15 protein-coding genes are annotated in these 17,326 nt (G+C 62.9%); 6 read left to right on the top strand and 9 right to left on the bottom strand.

The annotated features are described in order from the left end of the window. Window positions 1-58: 58 nt before the first annotated feature. The 3 genes from PQQ96_RS39155 to PQQ96_RS39145 all read right to left on the bottom strand — a co-directional run bounded on the left by PQQ96_RS39155 (window position 59) and on the right by PQQ96_RS39145 (window position 3,511). On the bottom strand, window positions 59-1,324 hold the full coding sequence (locus PQQ96_RS39155; protein ID WP_408302358.1) for a DUF3443 domain-containing protein: 1,266 nt from the start codon (window positions 1,322-1,324) through the stop codon (window positions 59-61). Between the two features lie 10 nt (window positions 1,325-1,334). Beyond that, window positions 1,335-1,757: a DUF2844 domain-containing protein gene (locus PQQ96_RS39150; RefSeq protein WP_408302366.1), complete on the bottom strand. Its 423-nt coding sequence runs from the start codon at window positions 1,755-1,757 to the stop codon at window positions 1,335-1,337. Window positions 1,758-2,617: 860 nt separating this feature from the next. After that, window positions 2,618-3,511 carry a LysR family transcriptional regulator gene (locus PQQ96_RS39145; protein ID WP_408302356.1) on the bottom strand — a complete coding sequence of 298 codons (894 nt, stop codon included), beginning with the start codon at window positions 3,509-3,511 and terminating at the stop codon, window positions 2,618-2,620. Between the two features lie 120 nt (window positions 3,512-3,631). Between PQQ96_RS39145 and PQQ96_RS39140 the strand changes: the two genes are divergently transcribed. Beyond that, window positions 3,632-4,093, top strand: a complete 462-nt coding sequence (locus tag PQQ96_RS39140; RefSeq protein ID WP_408302354.1) for a GlcG/HbpS family heme-binding protein — start codon at window positions 3,632-3,634, stop codon at window positions 4,091-4,093. A 16-nt stretch (window positions 4,094-4,109) separates the two neighbouring features. On the opposite strand, the gene PQQ96_RS39135 is transcribed toward PQQ96_RS39140, so the two are convergent. Further along, window positions 4,110-4,421 (bottom strand): hypothetical protein, encoded by a 312-nt coding sequence (locus PQQ96_RS39135; protein ID WP_408302352.1) that lies wholly within the window; start codon window positions 4,419-4,421, stop codon window positions 4,110-4,112. A gap of 245 nt (window positions 4,422-4,666) precedes the next feature. On the opposite strand from PQQ96_RS39135, the gene PQQ96_RS39130 reads away from it, so the two are divergent. Further along, a complete protein-coding gene (locus PQQ96_RS39130) occupies window positions 4,667-5,272 on the top strand; it encodes a ParB-like protein (RefSeq protein WP_408302350.1) in 606 nt (201 codons plus the stop codon). A gap of 8 nt (window positions 5,273-5,280) precedes the next feature. Here the strand turns inward: PQQ96_RS39130 and PQQ96_RS39125 are convergent, their stop codons facing one another. Next, window positions 5,281-6,972: a purple acid phosphatase family protein gene (locus tag PQQ96_RS39125; RefSeq protein ID WP_408302348.1), complete on the bottom strand. Its 1,692-nt coding sequence runs from the start codon at window positions 6,970-6,972 to the stop codon at window positions 5,281-5,283. A gap of 439 nt (window positions 6,973-7,411) precedes the next feature. Between PQQ96_RS39125 and PQQ96_RS39120 the strand changes: the two genes are divergently transcribed. From PQQ96_RS39120 to PQQ96_RS39105, 4 genes are read left to right on the top strand one after another with little or no spacing between them, the layout of a single operon-like run. After that, window positions 7,412-8,167: a DUF3348 domain-containing protein gene (locus PQQ96_RS39120; RefSeq protein ID WP_408302364.1), complete on the top strand. Its 756-nt coding sequence runs from the start codon at window positions 7,412-7,414 to the stop codon at window positions 8,165-8,167. 10 nt (window positions 8,168-8,177) lie between these two features. Next, window positions 8,178-11,054 carry a DUF802 domain-containing protein gene (locus PQQ96_RS39115; RefSeq protein ID WP_408302346.1) on the top strand — a complete coding sequence of 959 codons (2,877 nt, stop codon included), beginning with the start codon at window positions 8,178-8,180 and terminating at the stop codon, window positions 11,052-11,054. Continuing rightward, window positions 11,051-11,698 (top strand): OmpA family protein, encoded by a 648-nt coding sequence (locus PQQ96_RS39110; protein ID WP_408302344.1) that lies wholly within the window; start codon window positions 11,051-11,053, stop codon window positions 11,696-11,698. The genes PQQ96_RS39115 and PQQ96_RS39110 overlap by 4 nt, the downstream gene beginning before the upstream one ends. Beyond that, on the top strand, window positions 11,691-12,458 hold the full coding sequence (locus tag PQQ96_RS39105) for a DUF2894 domain-containing protein (protein ID WP_408302343.1): 768 nt from the start codon (window positions 11,691-11,693) through the stop codon (window positions 12,456-12,458). Before PQQ96_RS39110 ends, PQQ96_RS39105 begins: the two co-directional genes overlap by 8 nt. Before the next feature lie 249 nt (window positions 12,459-12,707). Here PQQ96_RS39105 and PQQ96_RS39100 read toward each other — a convergent pair whose 3' ends face one another. From PQQ96_RS39100 to PQQ96_RS39085, 4 genes are all read right to left on the bottom strand, one after another. Further along, a complete protein-coding gene (locus PQQ96_RS39100; protein WP_408302362.1) occupies window positions 12,708-13,853 on the bottom strand; it encodes an acyltransferase family protein in 1,146 nt (381 codons plus the stop codon). Further along, entirely contained in the window at window positions 13,853-14,884 is a 1,032-nt protein-coding gene (gene bla / locus PQQ96_RS39095) for a class A beta-lactamase (RefSeq protein WP_408302342.1), read from the bottom strand. Before bla ends, PQQ96_RS39100 begins: the two co-directional genes overlap by 1 nt. Next, window positions 14,847-15,071 (bottom strand): hypothetical protein, encoded by a 225-nt coding sequence (locus PQQ96_RS39090; RefSeq protein ID WP_408302340.1) that lies wholly within the window; start codon window positions 15,069-15,071, stop codon window positions 14,847-14,849. Before PQQ96_RS39090 ends, bla begins: the two co-directional genes overlap by 38 nt. Before the next feature lie 131 nt (window positions 15,072-15,202). Continuing rightward, entirely contained in the window at window positions 15,203-17,317 is a 2,115-nt protein-coding gene (locus PQQ96_RS39085; protein ID WP_408302360.1) for a phosphocholine-specific phospholipase C, read from the bottom strand. Between the last annotated feature and the right edge of the window lie 9 nt (window positions 17,318-17,326).

Raw genomic sequence — 17,326 nt, 5'->3', positions numbered from 1 at the left:
AAGGTCGACACCGGTGTGACGGCGGTGGTCTGACTGATGGCTGGCGCAGACGGTGTAGTCAGTACGCGACATACGGACCCGTGCCCCCCGGCGTCGATTGTTGCTCGACAGCCACGTAAACGTTGCGGCCGTAGAAGAATGGCAACCCCCAGTCGAAAACTGCCGAGGCGACGAATACTGGACCGGCTAGCAGCGGCATCACCTCCTCGCCGGGGTAGGTCTGCGAAAGTTCGGTGGCATCGCCTACGTCGAACGACACCGCGCTAGTGACGCCATTCACTCCTTCAATCACCGCGCTCAACTGCTCAGTCGATGCAGGACAGTAGTACGCGTTGTTCGGACTAGCGCAGGTCGGCAGCGTGGAGGTTTGAAAGAAGAGGCCCGTCGAGCCACTGTCCATGATGCTGTCGGGATAGGTCGTACCATTTTGCACCGTCGTGAACGTACCATTCGACGGACTGACTCCGATGACCTGAGCCCTACCGAGGCCGTTATTGCTCTGGGTGCCGATGCCGAACACCAGTTGCCCGCCGAGTGAGGCCGCACCGTTTGACCCGACGGCGGGCAACATCAGGATCGAGCCGTTGTTGTCGGTAGCGAAGTAGGGAATCGGATTGGCCACCTGCAGCTCTTCGGCGACCGCGATCGACGTGCAACTGGTCCCGACGCAGCCATAATAGGTCGCCGGCACCGCCTGCTGCGCGCAGTTCCAGCCACAATCGTCCTTGAACACGCCAATCCCGAGTACACCGTTGGCCGCCAGTGCCGTGGGCGTATTGCGCGATGCCCCGACGCTGCTGCAGTCGGACGGTGTCGCGCTGTAGCCGGGATCGATCACTTGAATCGGCAACGAGGCCGCCTTTTCACCGGCAATCTGCACATCGCCAAGCCTCACCGAACCCCACGTATAACCATCGAAGAACTGCATGCATTCGGCCAGCAGATTGCCCTTGCCATCCTTCTGCTGCGGTAGTGCCAGCGACGACGGCAATTGCGAAGCAAACACGCGTAACCCCCAGGAGCCGGTATCCACCATCACGTGATCGATGGTTTGACACTGCGCCGTACCAGGAGCGCAAACCGTGACGCTGACGAACGGCATGTTCGGTACACCGATTATGCCGAAATCGATCGCAACCGCTGTGGCGTTAGGGGCTAGCGGTAGGTGCGTAGGGGGAGCATTCGTGACCGACAGCGCGGGTGCCGACGTGCTGGACGAACCGCCTGCCCCACCTCCACCGTCCACTCCGCCACCGCATGCGGTCGCGAGCAGAGCGACGAGAACCCCGAGCAGGACCGTGATGAACGAACGTTCATAGTCCATGATTGCTCCGCTATTGGATGACGCTGATATCAACGCCGGCGGGCACCGCCAGAGGCAGGTATGCATGACCAGCGAATGCGCGAAGATGGCCGCTTGAGAAAATCACCAGATCGCTTTTCGACACCGCAAGCGGCGTCGCACGGCGCGTCGCATTAGCGGCTACGTACTGATCGAAGGCTGCGCCGAGCATGGTCTTCAGATTGGGCAGCGTTGGCCCTTCCCATCCAACGCCGAACACTATGCCGCTGGGCGCGACGTACTCGCGCACCACCGTGCCTGACGGGAGCGTGATCAGGTGCAGGGTGTACCCCGGTCGCGTGCCGGCGGTATGCGTAACGGCGTGCATGAACACCAGATCGCTAGCGACGGTGCTGACGTGCTGGCCCAACGTGGCTTGCGCTGAGATTGACAGCACACAGCCCGCCACGAACATTGCGCAAACAATGACGGTATGACGAATCGGTTTCAAGATCGCTCCCTCCGGCGCAGGACGCCACTGATGGGCAGTTAGGGCTAGCAAGCAGCAAACAAGGCGGTGTATTCCCCGACCGGTCTAGTGCCGGTTCTGCAGAAACGCCAGAGAGGATGCGTAAGTGCGCCAAACAAACCCGTCCAATGAGATGGAAATTTGAAAAATCATAGAGGATCACTTTCTTTGAAAATTATTTTTAATATGTAGTGCGAATTTAATTGATAATATTTTTAGACGTTCCTATTCAGTAATCCCGACGCTTCCTCGCAGGCGCATTATTTCTTCTCCGTCCACACGTGCGGAGTCCGCGAACGCCGCTTTGGATCGTTCAGGTCTTCATATCGGAATCAGCGATTTTGCTCGTAACGGTCATATCGCAACGGCTGTGCCAGGTAGGCGCAAACGCTTGCGGCGTGGAGAGCCTGCATGCGCCAAGCCCCCGGTGAGTGCCGAGTTTGCCCCGAATGTTTCGCAACTGTGACGCGTTAGAGCCCCGAGTCAACTGAAAATGCCTGTTGCGCAACGGTGCGAGCAAGTCCATGCGGCCCCGGCACGTCCAGCACGTATGGCTGGCGCGGGTGGCTGCCACGTTTTCCGGAGTATCCCGGCGGCAATCAAAGCTAAGTGGAGCGCCGTACGACCTGTCTCAATCCTGAGACAGAAGTCATCGGCTGCGTGCAGCGGATAGTGAACCGGTCCGCTTTCCGCATAGAGAGGTGCAAGACATTCCCTTCGCACCCGGTTTCAACAATGCGTCGAATTCGTCCGACAATCCGCGCGCGCGTGACGTAGAGACGGCGCAATGCCTCCCGCATCGGACCTCAGATAACGTCTTCGCCTTTTCCAGAGGCAAGACGAGCGGCCAGAAAGTCGATCAGCGTGCGAATGCGACGCGGAACCGGACGCCCCGCCGTCCACACCAGATGCACGGGGACGGGCTCGGGCTCGAACGCGTCCAGGACTGTCACCACCTGCCCAGCGTCGAGTAGTTTCTGCACCTGAAAGATCGGCGCCCGGCCGATGCCCGCGCCGGCCGCCGCTGCAGCATTGCACGCTAGCGCGTTGATGGACCGGAACCGCCCGTTGACATCGACAGCGCCCCCTGCCCGATTGAAGGTCCATGTCTCGCGCTCGGCGTGCTGGCGCAGAATGCAGTCGTGTGCGGCAAGATCGGATGGATGGACGGGGTAGCCGCGGGCAGCGAAATAGTCCGGCGCGCCGAACACAACCCGCCGCAACGTGCCGACTTGCTTCGCGCGTAGGGTCGAGTCAGGCAGCCGACCGAGGCGGATCGCGAGATCGATGTCGGCTTTCGCAAGGTCGAGATGCTGCTCGGCGAGGACGAGTTCGGCCCTGACGTACTCGTGAATCGCCAGAAACTTCGCGAGAATCGGCGAGACAAACTCAGCGCCGAATGCCGTTGGCGCACCGACGCGAATACTGCCACGCAACTGCGTGACCTGGTCGACGAGTTCGTCACGTGCCGCATCGATTTCTCCCAGAGCAGGTCGAATTCGCGCGGCGAATTTCAGGCACGCCGCAGTGGGTTCCACACGACGCGTTGTCCGGTGGAACAAGGTCACGTTCAATTCACGCTCGAGCGCTGAAATGGCGCGGCTCACCGACTGCAGCGTTCGGCCCAGCGACCGCGCCGCCGCTGTCAGGCTTCCTTCGTCAAGAATAGCGAGCAGCACTTTATAGTCGTCTTTGTTCATGCGCGCCATTCTCTCGCTTTCTGGAAGAATATCTGACGGCTCGTGCAGCTATGCGGGAGCCGATTACCGCCTTACATTCTAGCCATGTTGATATTCAACGGGTTCGAAAGGAGGCAACGAATGACCCAACGAAACGAGCATGGCATGCCCATGAAGTACAGCGACCGGTTCAACCTGGCCGATGCACGCCAGGTCGCGCGCGCGGCCGAAGAGGAGGCCCTGCGTCATGGCTGGCCGATGGTCATTGCGATCGTGGACAGCGGCGGACACCTCGTACTCCAGCAGCGGCTCGATGGCGCGCAACTCGGCAGTCACGACGTCGCAAGACAGAAGGCCGAAACCGCCGTGCTATTCCGGCGTCCCACGCGCGTTTTCGAAGACGCCATCACGCAAGGCGGACTCCATCTGCGTCTGCTCGGCATGACTAACCTGGTGCCACTCGATGGGGGAATTCCGCTGATTCGCGACGGCGCCGTGGTTGGCGCGATAGGTGTCTCGGGTATGCGTTCCGATCAGGACGCACAGGTCGCCCAGGCCGGCGCCGACGCACTGCCGATGGCAGTACCGACGCCCGGCCTTTAAGGTTTGCCTTTGAAGATTAAGGTTTGCCTTTGAGGGTGAACGGAGCCAACAGTGACTGTACGTCGACCTGCTGCCCCTGGAGCAGAAGTAGTCGTGCGTGAAGTACCGTGTTCTCGAGAACAAGCTTTGCGGTACTTAGCAGATACAGCGCGTGGATGTCGGAGATCGACATGTTGCCTGCTTCGACCTGGTGATGACGCTCGACAAGTGAACTCATGACAAGGCGCCTGAGTTCCTGTTCCCCAAAGGGAAGGTCCGCATAGTCGATCGGGTCGTCGGCTTCGACTTCCCGCAGCAGTTCCACCAGCGTTTCCGTGCTCACGTCCATGTGCAGGCTCCACGTTGTCGTTTAAGACCAGCATAGCCAAACAGAGTCACCAGCACTGACAGCCTACCGCTTCTGCCTGAGTGCGTCCAGCCTGGGCGGTCGACCCAGTGTGAACCATAGGAGAGGCCGCGCCTGACGACCGGGCCCGGCGGGTGAATGCATCACATCGCCTTCCGGCAACTCTGCGACGTTCGAACGCAAGCGCAGCAGTAGAATGCTCCAGTCAAGATACGGAGGGTGACCCTATGGCAACGATAACGAGTATCGACATTGAACAACTGCGCCCGCTGCAGGCAACGGTGGGCATGCTGGAAGTCGATGCAAAACGAAAACGCCTGTTGGCCATGGACGCAAAGTCTTTGAAAGCCTTCCTGAAAGGCGCGCCGATTCCAACCGTCATTGGCAAGCGCGACAGACACTACGTCATCGACCACCATCACCTCGCGCGTGCGCTGTGGGATGGCGGCATCAAAAAGGCCTTCGCCGTGGTCGTGGACGACCTGTCCCAGTTGCCGGAGGAGAAGTTCTGGGACACTGTGATTGCAAAACGCTGGGTGCATCCCTACGACGAACGCGGCATCCTGCGCGCCATTTCCTCGATTCCCGACGAGGTCTCCGCCCTCACCAACGACCCGTACCGCAGCATTGCCGCGTTCGTGCGCGACGCAGGGGGCTATCTGAAGACACCCGAACCCTTCGCCGAATTTCAGTGGGCAGATTTTTTCCGCACCCGCATTCCGATGTGGACGAGCGACTCGCAATTCAAGGCGGCCGTCGAGCAGGCGGTCCACCTTGCAGGGAGCCCCGACGCCCGGACTCTGCCGGGCTTCAAGACACGACGCGTGAAATAGCGCGGAGATTACCCCCGCCGCGTCTTCTTTAACTCAATCGTTTCGAACAACTCATAGTTGGACGTCGGGGTCTGGTCAGCCCCCGGCGCGTGATAGTAGTTCATCGTAATCGTGGTCTCGCCACCCGGCTGTCCCGGATCATGATCGAACACCGCGATACCGTAGCCCGTCCCGGTATCCCGTTGCGCCGACCAGATTGCATCTTCAACGGCATCCGCGCTGGCACGCACAAACGTACCCGCGGCCGTCCCGGCAACCGGACGATTGGGCCGCGTGAAAATGCGCGCCTGCGGCAAGCCGGTACCGGCATCCACCCCATACACATCGAGCGGCGCGCTGGTCCCGCCACCGCCGAGAATCAGGTGGACCGTGCCGTGGCTCGTGTCGAACGTCGACGCCCCCGCCGACACCGCCGACATCACCGGCTGCGGCTGCAGCGTATCGACCACCCGTCCCGTGGCGATATCGGTGCCCTTGTTGTGATTGCAACCACGCACAGGATAGCTGCGCTCGTAATCATGGTCATGCCCGCACAGCACCAGGTCGACGCCGTAGCGGTCAAACAGCGGCAGCCAGGCTTCGCGGATACCCTTGTCGGAACCGTTGCCGGTTTTGGATGAACTCAGCGCGTCCTGATGCATCTGCACGATGATCCAGTCGACTTCGTGGTCTTTCGCCGCCCGGCGCAACGTATTCTCGAGCCAGCGGGTCTGTTCGCCCGCGCTATATCCGCGCACATAGAGCGACGTACCCGGTTGAATCGGCGGATTGCCGGTGCTCGCCACCGGCACCAGGGGACTCGGACCCGCGACGAACGCGGCCGCATCCTGATAGACCACGTCATCCGCATCGAGCGAAATGAAAAGCACCGAGCTCACGCGGAAGCTGTACCAGCGGCCCTGAAAGCGCGTGTGATTCTCGGGCAGCGTGTAGCGCGACAGGTATGACGCGAGGCCCTGTTCGCCGTTGTGGAATTCGAGCTCGTGGTTGCCCGGGCAGGGCATCCACGGCCGGTTCGACGCCGAGGTCTGGCAGTTGTTGCCGAAATCACGCCACACGTCCGGCTGGTGTGCCGGGTTCAGATTGGCGTAGCAGAGGTCGCCATTCAGCAAATGGAACAGCGGCTCGAATCGCTCGACGGCCTGAACCGCGAAACGGCTCTGCGGCGACGACAGGACCCAGCCGGTATTGGGCGTCGCGAGATCGCCGTAGCTCGTCCAGCGGAATGGTGCGCGGCCGCGGGGCGCCGTGCGGAAGCTCGCGGTGAATGGCTGAGCCGCGTTGCTGTCGTTGTCGGCACTCACCTCGTACGCGTAACTCGTATCGGCCTTCAGGCCACGCAGACGGGCGTGATAGGTGAATACGACCTCGCCGTTGATGCCATCGGTATAGGTGCTTTGGACACCGTGCACCGTCGCTCTCGCCTCCCCCGCGCCGCTAACACGCACCTGAGGGTTAACCGCCGGCGCCGGCGACGCCCACGACACGGTGACCTCGCTCGTCGGATCGTTGCCCCATGTCAGGTGGATCTGCTCGGGCGTGCCGTCGGGCGCGCTGTTCGCGGCCCGCGCCGCCGAGGCGAGCGTGCCCGCGGCCGTCGCGAGACTGGATGCACCGGCAAACTTCAGAAACCCGCGGCGCGAGACGATGGTCGCGCCCTGCTCGGTCGGCGAATCCTTGGCGATTTTCTTGTTCGACATGTCTGGTGTTTTTTGTGTGGGAGGTGGAAGGTCGCCAACGCGGACGGCGGGCGCACGGTCCTATGTGGGCCGCGAGTGCCGTGCTTGACCAGGGCGCGACGGAAACAATGGGGCATCCTAGTCGTGAAGCTATGACAGCCCGATGAAATGGCCGGACGTTGAAGAGGCCGTAGTGCCTCCTTATCAAGCGGCTGCTTCGCGCTGGGACAGTCTCGGTGCGGTATAGCGCACGGCCCGGCCGCCTTGATCGCTCAATCGACGCGTGGCGCAAAAACCGCCCGATCACCCCGGCAAAACCCGGCATCGAGACCGAAATCGCGGCGTCGCGACTGGGGTGTCGGGCACGCCGAAACCCCACGTTCGGCCGTCCCACGCATTAAGGGGCTGCATCCCCCACCCCGCCTACGTGTAAACTGCTGACTTTTTTGACTCTGGTGGTATCGTGCAAGCCCCACAGCGCACAGCTTTCAGTGGCCCGGCGCTCATTCGCTTACTTGCTCGCCTGACAGACGTCGATGTTCCCGAATCCGGCCAATCGCTCTCGGACCGGCTCAGCCAATGGCTAGGCTGGACCGACGCGATCGCGTTGTCCTCGGCGTTGAACGGCAATCCGCCTGCCGTCGCCGTCGGCACGCGGGCCTTCGGCGAAGCTGAAGAAAGCGAGTGCGCCCGCGTGCGCACGTCGTTGGCGAATGCCATCGTCGGAGATAGCGTGTTTGCCGCCGCGAGGCGTCGCGGACCCGCGTCGCACGTGCTCCCCCAAGGCGCCCCGGCGGATGCGCCGGTCGATTACGCGGTTTTTCGTCAGCGCTACCTCTCCATGCAACAGACGATGGAGACAGGCATCGGCACCCTGCGCGGTCGCCTGCGGGCCATGTTGGCCGCGAGGACGCCCGACATGGCCCGGCTCGCGGTGGTGGACGCCGTCATGGAGCGCGCGCTCAGCGAGCGCGAACGGAGTCTGCTGGCCGCCGTGCCTGGGTTGCTTGCGGGGCACTTCGAGCGTTTGCGTCAGGCGGAACAGCAGACGCTGGCCGACGCCGAAGCCTCGGGAAACACCGCAACGCCCATGACCGCCACGCCCGGCGCATGGCTGGACGCGTTCCGCAAGGATATGCAGAGCGTGTTGCTTGCCGAACTGGATGTTCGTTTACAACCGGTCGAAGGGTTGCTCGCGGCCCTTCGCACCCGCTAACTGGGACACTATGTCCAGATATCTCAATCTTGTTGTCTTTCTGGTAGGTCTGGCCGCCGTGTGCTGGATCGGTGTCGGCTATGTCGGCTCGAACACGCTGGCGTTGGCGGTCACGATGCTGATTGGCGTCTGCTACGTAGCGGGCGCGCTCGAACTTCGACGCTACAGCCAGGCCACGTCGACGCTGGCGCGTGCGGTTGCAGGCCTGTCCGGGCCGCCGCCCAGTCTGGGCGCGTGGCTCGACGCGGTGCATCCCAGCCTGCGCAATGCGGTGCGGCTGCGCGTCGAGGGTGAGCGTGTGGCCTTGCCGGGCCCGGCGCTGACGCCGTATCTGGTCGGCCTGCTCGTGTTGCTGGGCATGCTCGGCACACTCCTCGGCATGGTGGCGACCTTGCGGGGCACCGGTATGGCGCTGGAAAGCGCGACGGACCTGCAGGCTATCCGCGATTCGCTCGCCGCACCGGTCAAGGGGCTGGGCTTCGCGTTCGGCACGTCGATTGCGGGCGTGGCCACATCGGCAATGCTCGGGCTGCTGTCCGCGTTGTGCCGGCGCGAACGGATCGATGCCGCGCAGACGCTCGACGTGAAAATCGCGACGACCTTGCGCATCTACTCGCAGACCCATCAGCGCGAGGAAAGCTTCAAGCTCCTGCAGCGGCAGGCCGAAGTGATGCCCACCCTGGTCGATCGTCTGCAGACGATGATGGCGACCATCGAGCAGCAGAGCCTCGCCTTGAACGAGCGGCAGATCGCCAGCCAGGAGGCCTTCCACGGCAAGGCCGAGGCCGCCTACACGCGCCTCGCTTCGTCTGTCGAGCAATCGTTGAAGGAGAGCGTCGCTGAAAGCACCCGCGCCGCCAGCGCGGCGCTGCAGCCGGTCATGGCGGCCACGATGGCGGGTCTCGCGCGCGAGACGGCCTCGCTGCACGACACCGTCACCCACGCCGTGCAGCGGCAACTTGACGGGCTCACAAGCGGATTCGAGACGGCCACCACCACTGTCGCGGACATCTGGAACAAGGCACTTGAAGGACACCAGCGATCGAGCGAGGCTCTCACTCAGCACCTGAGCACGTCGCTGGATCGATTCACCGAAACCTTCGAGCAACGCTCGGCTGGTCTGCTGGAAGGCGTCTCAGCGCGCCTGGACGCAACAGCGGGCAGCGTATCGGCGGCGTGGAACGAAGCGCTGTCACGGCAAGAACAGGTCGGCGAGAAGCTGGCGGGCCACAATCAGCTCGCCTTGGCCGCAGCCGCGGCGACCTTCGAGCAGCACTCGGCGTCGCTGCTACGCACGGTGGGACAGTCGCATACGGACTTGCAGGCCGCATTGGCCTCACGCGACGAGCAACGATTGGCGACCTGGACCGAGACGCTCGGCTCGATGGCCAAGACGTTGAGCACAGAGTGGGAGCAAGCCGGTACGCGCACCGCGAGCCGGCAGCAGGAGATCTGCGACGTGCTCGCGCAAACCGCCCGCGACATCTCGGCCCAGACACAGGCGCACGCGAGCAGCACGGTCGCCGAGATCGACCGGCTCGTCCAGGCGGCTGCGGAAGCGCCCAGGGCCGCGGCGGACCTGCAGGCCGAACTGGCCGCGCGGGACCAGCAGCGGCTGGCGGCCTGGACCGAGACGCTCGGGTCCATGGCCACCACGTTGAGCAAGGAGTGGGAACAGGCAGGCACGCTTGCCGCGACCCGGCAGCAGGATATCTGCGACGTGCTGGAACAAACCGCGCGCGACATCTCGGCCCAGACACAGGCACATGCGAGCAACACGGTCGCCGAGATCGACCGGCTCGTCCAGGCAGCGGCGGAAGCACCCAAGGCCGCAGCGGACCTGCAGGCGGAACTGGCCGAGCGGGACCAGCAGCGGCTGGCGGCCTGGACCGAAACGCTCGGTTCCATGGCCACCACCTTGAGCAAGGAATGGGAGCAGGCGGGTACGCGTACCGCGAGCCGGCAGCAGGAAATCTGCGACGTGCTCGCGCAGACCGCGCGCGACATCTCGGCCCAGACACAAGCCCACGCGAGCAGCACGGTCGCCGAGATCGACCGGCTCGTCCAGGCAGCGGCGGAAGCGCCCAAAGCTGCGGCGGACCTGCAGGCGGAACTCGCCGCGCGGGACCAGCAACGGCTGGCGGCCTGGACCGAGACGCTCGGTTCCATGGCCACCACGTTGAGCCAGGAGTGGGAGCAGGCAGGCACGCGCACCGCGACCAGGCAGCAGGAGATTTGCGACACACTGGCGCAGACCGCGCGCGACATCTCGGCCCAGACACAGGCGCACGCGAGCAGCACGATCGCCGAGATCGGCCAGCTCGTGCAAGCCGCGTCGGAAGCCCCCAAGGCCGCGGCGGAAGTCGTCGCCGAACTGCGTCAGAAGCTCTCCGACAGCATGGTCCGCGACACCGCGATGCTGGAGGAACGCAGCCGCCTGCTGGCCACGCTGGAAACCCTGCTCGATGCCGTGAACCATGCCTCCACCGAGCAGCGCACCGCCGTCGACGCACTCGTTGCCACGTCGGCCGATCTGCTGGATCGTGTCGGCACCCGCTTCACCGATAAGGTCGAGCTTGAGACCGGGAAGCTGGGCGCGGTGGCCGCGCAGGTCACCGGCAGCGCCGTCGAAGTGGCGAGCCTGGGCGAAGCATTCGGCGCAGCCGTTCAGTTGTTCGGCGAGTCGAATACCACCCTCATCGCGCACCTGCAACGCATCGAAGCCGCGCTGGACAAGTCCCTCGCGCGCAGCGACGAACAGTTGGCCTATTACGTCGCCCAGGCACGAGAAGTCATCGACCTGAGCATGATGTCGCAGAAGCAGATCGTCGAAGACCTGCAGCAGCTCGCGGGCAAGCGGTCGGTCGCGGGAGCTGAAGCGGCATGAGCGAGGAAATCGACGGCGGCGTGGAGACCGCTGCGCCCATATGGCCCGTCTTCGGCGACCTGATGTCGGTGCTGCTGGGCGCCTTCGTGCTGATCCTGGTGAGCGTCATCGGCGTGCAACTGGAACTCTCGACCCGGCTGGAGCAGGAGGTCAAGCAGCGTCAGATGGAAACCCAGCGCCGCAAGACGCTGGAGCAGGCGCTGGCAGGACCGCTGGCGGCGGGCCGGGTGACGCTGGTCAACGGACGCATCGGCATCAACGGCAGCGTGTTGTTCGCGCTGAACTCCGATCAATTGCAGCCCGAAGGCCGGGACGTCCTGAAGAGCCTGGCGGGGCCGCTGTCCGCTTACCTTCGGGCCAATGACCAGATCCTGATGGTGAGCGGCTTTACCGACGACCGGCAGGTGCGGGAAGCCAACCGCCGCTTTGCCGATAACTGGGAGCTGTCGGCCCAGCGCGCATTGACGGTGACCCGTGCGTTGATCGATGAAGGCGTTCCCTCCTCGTCCGTATTTGCGGCTGCGTTTGGCTCCCAGCAGCCCGTTAGCTCGAATACCGACGACCAGGGCCGGGCCAAAAACCGGCGAGTGGAAATAGCGCCGGTCCCGAGGCCTTCGACTGCAACGGTGAAGCCCCGTGAGTAGTGTGACGGGTGCGGGTAGTGGCGCTGGAGAGGTGACATGCAGCGCCCGGGCGACGCTCGACGCATGGCGCGAGCGCGGGGCTGATCGGCTGGACCCCATCCGCTTTCATTTCATTGAAGCGCTGGATCGGCGGGCAGCCGGCCACAGCGGCGAGGCGCGGCGTCTCCTGGACGACCGACTGGCCCAACTGATCGAGGCTTACGCGGGCGAACTTGAGCGCGCCATATCCGAGGCTGCCGATACAGGCACTTGCATCGGCACTGGCATCGGCACTGGCATCGGCACCGGCACTGGCACTGGCACGGGCATCAGCACCGGCACCGGCACCGGCACTGCGGCATCATCCAGCGAACCCGCGCGCGGCGCGCTGGCCGGGCTGATCGACTACATCGCCAGCCATGCGCCGACAGATGGAACCCGCCCCGCAGCGAGCAACGCCACTCCCCGGCGCCCCTCATATCCGGAACTGGAGGCGCTCGACTACTTCAGGGAGACCTGGTCCAAGGTCCGGTCCGAGAAACAGTTGCGGCAGTCGTTAAAGAAAGCGCCAGGTAATGCCGGTCCGCTCAACTCGAGCAGCCTTGTGCATCGATCGCTCTCGCTGATGCGCGAGCTGTCGCCGGGCTATCTCCAGCAGTTCCTGTCGTACGTCGACGCCTTGTCATGGATGGAGCAGATGAACGGCGGCGGCGCCTCGCCGGCTAAAGATGCGCCGCGCGCCGCGACCGCCAGGAAGAGTACTCGGAGCAAACCGCGTTAGCGCCGTGAGCGCGGATCGGCCGCGCGCGACGACGGCAGCATCAGGGCGCAGCGCTGTGCTTCGTCCGTCGTCGTTTCGTCGTTTCGTCGTTTCGGCGTTTCATCGCTTCATCGCTTCATCGCTTCATCGCTTCATCGCTTCATCGCTTCATCGCTTCGTCGCTTCGTCGCTTCGTCGCTTCGTCGCTTCGTCGCTTCGTCGCTTCGTCGCTTCGTCGCTTCGTCGCTTCGTCGCTTCGTCCGTCAGCCGTCAGCCGTCAGCGGGCTGACGATAACCGGTTGAGCCAATGCGCCCATCTCTGATCCAGCGGTTTAACCGCTCGGCAAAAAATCGGGCGATACCCGCACTCAACGCTGCCGACAGCACGAGAAACCCGATCAATAACAGCAGTTTCACATCACCAGCCACAACGCGCGGCGGCCACACCGTTCGCATCGCGCCGAGCACGATAAGGTGGAACAGGTAAAGCTCATAGCTGAGACGTCCGAACCACTCGAAACCCAGCAGGACCCGGACGCCTCCAGCGACAGGCGTGGCCGGTCGACCGTACGCGCCCAGCAACAACACCGCGGTACCCAAGGCCATCCCCGTCACGCCGAGGACGTTGGTTTCTCCAATGGGCGCATCCAGGTACAGGAACGTCATAGCCGCCACCGCAACGCATTGCAGGAGCGTAGCCGCGCGACCGCGCAGCGCGATCCGTTTCGCGAGCAAGGCCGTCCAGCAGCCGATAGCGATGCCGTCGAACGAAGCAAAATAAGCGTACAGAAAACCGCCTTCGTCACCCTGGTGGGCCAGGCGATAAAACGGGCCGATCACGATGATCACGGCCCAGAAGGCAAGCAGGCGCGACTCCCGCCGGAGGGCGAGGCAGAGAATCGGAAAGGACAGGTAAAACACCTCCTCCACCGACAAAGACCACAGCACACCCAATGGGTAGTTGACCCACCCGTGCGTGCCAACCAGCACATTCATCGAGAAAGTCAGCGCCGCCAGATTGACGAGCCAGAAAGAGACCGGTGTGCCGGCCGGCGCGTGATTCTGGAAGATGGCGACGCCCGCCAGCGCAAGCAGGTTGACCATGCCGAGCAACAACAGCAGGCACGGGATAATGCGCGCGATACGCAATCGATAGAACGCCCGCGCATCGATGCCGCTGAGACCCGACCAACGACGATCGGCATTCGACGTAATCAGATAGCCCGAGATGACGAAGAACATCGTCACCCCATAGTTACCGTTTCGGGCGACAGCGCGCACCGCTTCCCATCCGAATACTGTCGCCAGGAATGTGTCGTTCAGGCGGTACGCGATGTTGAAGTGATGAAACAGGACAAGAAGAATCGAGACGCCCCGGATCACGTCAATCCGGGCGTTACGCTGGCTAACCATCATCATGTCCGGTCCGAAGTCCACTTCACGAATGCAGCACCGACCTCACGCAACACGGCCTCCCGAGCGGGCATGGCAAGCGTGGGCGCGTCGTAATAGGCCGCGATGAGAAGCGGAGCGCGTCCCGGTGGGCGAACGATTGCGTAGTCGTTGGTTTCTTCTTCCACGCTGGTTCCGGGCCTGTCACCCGCTATCCAATCCGGCGGTAGCGCCGCGCGGAGCCGGTTCAGACCCGGCGTGCACGCAATCATCCAGTTTTCCAGTTGCGCACGCGATTGCGGACTGAGAACGTTCCCCAGGAGAATTTGGCTTGCCGACTTCGTGATCGATCGAGGCGTCGTGGTATCGAGCACACCGCTATATGTGTTCGACTCGGGTTCGTATCGATCGGAGCGAGTCACGGTATCGCCGAGACCGCGAACGAACTGAGTCAAACCGGCGGGACCACCGGCACCTCTCATCAACAATACCGCCGCCGTGTTGTCGCTCACTTCGACGATGGCCTGGCACAACGCGCCCACCGGCATCGCGCCTTGTGCGACATGCGCCTTCGTCACAGGCGACGTAAAGACGAGGTCTTTCTCCGTGTAGTGCACCAGACGGGCAAGATCCTCCTTGCCGGCATCCACGCGGGATAGCACCTGCGCGGCGAGCAGTCCCTTAAAGGTGCTGCACATCAGAAAGCGCTCGTCAGCGCGATGCGCCAAGGTTCGGCCTGAACCGGTATCGATGGCGAACACGCCAAGGCGTCCGCCATTGCGGCGTTCGATGTCGGCCAGTGGGGATGCATTTGCAGCGCGTGCGGATGTAGCGCCGAGACTCAAAAGTAGGGGCAATCCGAGCGTCAAGCTCCTGCGTGTTGCAGAAATGGTCAAAGAGTCGTCCTCTATTTCAAATGTCGCGGTGATGAAGCCACGTGAGGCGTTCACCATAACAAAACGGGCCAACCCCGCTAAGGGTTGGCCCGTTTTGGACTGGCTCGCTAACAGCGCGAAATCACGTCTGAGGATTCGTATCGTCGGTGGCTTGAGCATTGTCGGCGTCGTCCTGCTTCCCGCCGTCTTCCTTCTCGACCAACCCTTCCAACGCACCGGCGCCTTCAAAGCCCGCAACCGCTGCAACACCCTTCGTTAGCAGACCTGCGTCCGGATCGACTTTTTCTGCCGCCTCAACGGCAGCTACTGCGCCAGCGATCTTGCCTACTTCGTCCAAGAGTCCCATTTCGCCCTCCGCGAGAAAAAGTGAAATGCCATCCTCTCACGAACTCGGTACGTTGTCGCCAAATGTAAAATTGATTTACCAGTTTGCCGCCAAGCCGAAATGACATTGAAAGAAATCTCTAAGCCACACGCTTAAATCGCCTTCGTCACCGGCGTCGTGGCAGCCGGATCGGTAATGCTGATTTGGCCCGTCTCGACATGACCCGCAATGCGCCGCAACCAGTTCGCATTGCCCGCAACAGTCAATTGAAAGTCATACCACTGACTGCTGCATGACAGGTCCCAATGCGCCTCCACGCTCTTGCCCGCCGGCACGGTCAACGTGAGCAGCGCCTGACCGTAGGCGAGGTCGGACGCGGTGACCGTGAGCGGCGTGGTCCCGGCGTTGGACAGCGTCACATGGACGTTGCCGTTGGCCACGTCATAACACGTCGCGACATCCGGCTTTGCGGCGGCATCCGCAGCGGACGAACCCGCGAAGCGCCGGAAATAACCATTCGGACCGTAGACGTTCACCATGTAATTGCCGTTCGCGTCGAACACCCACGTATCGGTCAACTGCTTGCCGGCCTCGACGGTATAGCGACGCGGCATCGCGGTCGGGTCGCCCGTGTACACCCAGAAATGCGCGCCCTGCGTGCCGGTGTTCGCGAACGTCACCACATACCCTTGCGCCTGCAACTGCCCGTTCACATGCAACTCGTACGGCAGCGCACGCGCGGGCCGCGTGCCCGACTCCTGCGCCGTCACCAACTGCTGGGCGGTGCTGGCGGGCGCAGCCTGCGCCGTCGAACGCGCGCATTGCATATCGGCCTGCGCGACGTAGGTTTGCGTACTCGGCAGCGACGGCACGGTGGCGTCGGACTTCGAAAAGTCGAGCGCCGAAGTCAGATCGCCGCAGATCGCGCGGCGCCATGGCGAGATATTGGTTTCAATCACGCCGAAACGCTTTTCGATGAATTGCAGCACCGACGTGTGATCGAACACCTGCGAGCAGACGAAGCCGCCCTTCGACCATGGCGACACCACAGTCATCGGCACGCGCGGGCCGAGACCGTATGGCAGGTTGTCGGCGGTGTAAGTGCCCGCTTGCGTCGCGGTCACAACGTTATGCCGCTCGAGTGTGATGTCCACCGTGCTCATGCCGGAGCCCGGCAACGTAGGTGCTTGCGGCGGCACCACGTGATCGAAGAAACCGTCGTTCTCGTCATACATGATGAAGAGAACCGTCTTGCTCCACACATCGGGATTCGACGTCAGTGCGTCGAGAATCGTCGAGATGTAATTGGCGCCGTAGAGCGGTGTGAACTTCGGATGCTCCGAATACGCGGCGGGCGGCAACAGCCAGGACACTTGGGGCAATGCATTAGCCTGCACGTCGGTCTTCAACTGCGTCAGCGTGCGCGTACTCATCCCTCTGTTCTGCAGCGACGAACCGGCCGGCGCATTCACGAAGTTCTGGAATGAGGCCAGCATGTTCGTGCCGTAGTTGCCGCTGAAATTGTCGAAGCCCGTACCCTGCTGGTAGATCTGCCACGAGATGCCGGCCGTCTCGAGCCGCTCGGGATACGTGGTCCAGTTGAAGGGCTGAAGTTTGATGGTGTCGAACTGGTTATCGATGTAATCGGTGTTGTCGAGTAGCGGGCCGCCACCGGTGGCGAGCGGATCGACCATCCCGGTCATCAGATACATGCGGTTCGGGTGTGTGTTACCCGGAATCGAACAGAAGTAGTTGTCGCACACGGTGAAGGCATCGGCGAGCGCGTAATGGAACGGAATGTCCTCGCGCACGTGATAGCCCATGGTCATGTTGCTCTTCTGCACGGCCCACTTGTCGGCGCGGCCGCTATCGATCGCACCGTGTGTGGTGGTCCAGGTGTGCGGCAGGCCGCCGATACATTGCGCGTTGACGTTCGGATTGGTCGTGTCGTAGCGGAACGGCGCGATCACCTTCGTCTGATCCTCCTGACGTGGCTGAAACCACACCGGCTGGCCATTCGGCAGCGTCACGGGAAAGCGGTCGTTATAACCGCGCACGCCGCTCAGGTGGCCGAGATAGTGATCGAACGAGCGGTTCTCCTGCATGAAGACAACAATGTGCTGCACGTCCTGAATCGTACCCGTCACCGAAGTCGGCTCGATTGCGAGCGCCTTGCGAATCGATTCGGGAAACAGGGTGGTGGCGGCTGTCGCGCCCGCCAGTCCGGCGGACAGCTTCAGAAAATCTCGACGCGTTTTGGTGACCATGCGATGGAC

The organism is Paraburkholderia sediminicola (assembly GCF_046027825.1).
Lineage (GTDB): Bacteria > Pseudomonadota > Gammaproteobacteria > Burkholderiales > Burkholderiaceae > Paraburkholderia > Paraburkholderia sediminicola_D.
This window is presented reverse-complemented; position numbering and strand designations above follow the sequence as displayed.